The 2,264-nt window shown below is 41.5% G+C and carries 3 protein-coding genes and 1 pseudogene; all 4 read left to right on the forward strand.

Annotated elements, in window-relative coordinates:
* Positions 1-732: pseudogene (locus SMIDD26_RS08205) on the forward strand (Asp-tRNA(Asn)/Glu-tRNA(Gln) amidotransferase GatCAB subunit B); the annotation flags it as partial.
* 131 nt (positions 733-863) lie between these two features.
* Complete coding sequence (efp, locus tag SMIDD26_RS08210) at positions 864-1,424, forward strand: elongation factor P (RefSeq protein WP_000568643.1); 561 nt, start codon at positions 864-866, stop codon at positions 1,422-1,424.
* 21 nt (positions 1,425-1,445) lie between these two features.
* Entirely contained in the window at positions 1,446-1,835 is a 390-nt protein-coding gene (locus tag SMIDD26_RS08215) for an Asp23/Gls24 family envelope stress response protein (RefSeq protein WP_050242198.1), read from the forward strand.
* Positions 1,828-2,253, forward strand: coding sequence for a transcription antitermination factor NusB (nusB, locus tag SMIDD26_RS08220; RefSeq protein ID WP_049546925.1), 426 nt, complete (start codon positions 1,828-1,830; stop codon positions 2,251-2,253). The genes SMIDD26_RS08215 and nusB overlap by 8 nt, the downstream gene beginning before the upstream one ends.
* Positions 2,254-2,264 lie beyond the last annotated feature (11 nt).

The raw sequence follows: 2,264 nt of genomic DNA on the forward strand, positions 1-2,264 counted from the left end.
CGCTCAGGGGGGCAAATCCGCCAAGAAACACGCCGTTATGATGAAGCTAACAAAGCAACCATCCTCATGCGTGTTAAGGAAGGAGCTGCAGACTACCGCTACTTCCCAGAACCAGACCTACCTCTCTTTGAAATTTCAGACGAGTGGATTGAGGAAATGCGTACTGAATTGCCAGAGTTTCCAAAAGAACGCCGTGCGCGCTACGTATCTGACCTTGGCTTGTCAGACTACGATGCTAGCCAGTTGACTGCAAATAAAGTCACTTCTGATTTCTTTGAAAAAGCTGTTGCTCTTGGTGGTGATGCCAAGCAAGTCTCTAACTGGCTCCAAGGAGAAGTTGCTCAATTCTTGAATGCTGAAGGAAAAACACTAGAACAAATCGAATTGACACCAGAAAACTTGGTTGAAATGATTGCCATCATCGAAGATGGCACTATCTCTTCTAAGATTGCCAAGAAAGTCTTTGTCCACCTAGCTAAAAATGGTGGTGGTGCGCGTGAATACGTTGAGAAAGCAGGTATGGTTCAAATCTCAGATCCAGCTGTCTTGATTCCAATTATCCACCAAGTCTTTGCGGATAACGAAGCTGCTGTTGCCGACTTCAAGTCAGGCAAACGCAACGCAGATAAGGCCTTTACAGGATTCCTTATGAAAGCAACCAAAGGCCAAGCCAACCCACAAGTCGCCCTTAAACTCCTTGCCCAAGAATTGGCGAAGTTGAAAGAAGATTAATATGTAAAAGAAACCAGCCCTAAGGTTGGTTTTTTTCGCTCCTAACAAATCCCAATAACTATTTTGGCTTTATTTCCAGAAGATTTTATGGTAAAATGAAGAGTAATAATATTTATTAAAGAGGTAAAAACATGATTGAAGCAAGCAAATTGAAAGCTGGTATGACATTTGAAACTGCAGACGGAAAATTAATCCGCGTTTTGGAAGCTAGCCACCACAAACCAGGTAAAGGGAACACAATCATGCGTATGAAATTACGTGATGTCCGTACTGGTTCTACATTTGACACAAGCTACCGTCCAGAAGAAAAATTCGAACAAGCTATTATCGAAACTGTTCCAGCTCAATACTTGTACAAAATGGATGAAACTGCCTACTTCATGAACACTGAAACTTACGACCAATACGAAATCCCAGTCGTAAACGTTGAAAATGAATTGCTTTACATCCTTGAAAACTCTGATGTGAAAATCCAATTCTACGGAACTGAAGTAATCGGTGTCACTGTACCAACTACTGTTGAATTGACAGTTGCTGAAACACAACCATCTATCAAAGGTGCTACTGTTACAGGTTCTGGTAAACCAGCGACTATGGAAACTGGACTTGTTGTCAACGTTCCTGACTTCATCGAAGCTGGACAAAAATTGATCATCAACACTGCAGAAGGAACTTACGTTTCTCGTGCCTAATCTCTAGAAAGAGGTCATTCTATGGGAATTGAAGAACAATTTGGCGAAATCGTTATCGCTCCACGTGTACTTGAAAAAATCATTGCCATCGCAACTGCTAAAGTTGATGGTGTCCACTCATTTTCAAATAAATCCGTATCTGACACCCTATCAAAACTCTCTCTTGGTCGTGGAGTCTACTTAAAAGAAAGCAACGAAGAGCTAACTGCTGACATCTATCTCTACCTTGAGTACGGTGTGAAAGTACCTAAAGTTGCTATGGCTATCCAAAAAGCTGTTAAGGACGCTGTTCGTAATATGGCTGATGTGGAACTTTCTGTTGTCAATATTCACGTTGCTGGAATCGTTCCGGATAAAACTCCGAAACCAGAGTTGAAAGATCTGTTTGACGAGGACTTCCTTAATGACTAGTCCATTATTAGAATCTAGACGCGAACTTCGTAAATGTGCTTTTCAAGCTCTTATGAGCCTTGAATTCGGCACAGATATGGAAACAGCTTGTCACTTTGCCTACACACATGACCGTGAAGATGCTGATGTGCAAATCCCAGCCTTTCTTCTAAACTTGGTTTCTGGCGTTCAAGCTCAAAAAGACGAGTTGGATAAACAAATCAACCAGCACCTCAAGTCAGGCTGGACAGTTGAACGATTGACCTTGATCGAAAAAAATTTACTACGCTTGGGAATCTTTGAAATCACATCATTTGATACACCTCAGCTGGTAGCAGTCAATGAAGCCATTGAACTTGCCAAGAATTTTTCAGATCAAAAATCGGCCCGTTTTATCAACGGACTGCTTAGTCAATTTGTGACAGAAGAAAATGAATAATCGAAAAGGTG

Source organism: Streptococcus mitis (assembly GCF_001579035.1).
In the GTDB taxonomy this organism is placed as follows: Bacteria; Bacillota; Bacilli; order Lactobacillales; family Streptococcaceae; genus Streptococcus; species Streptococcus mitis_J.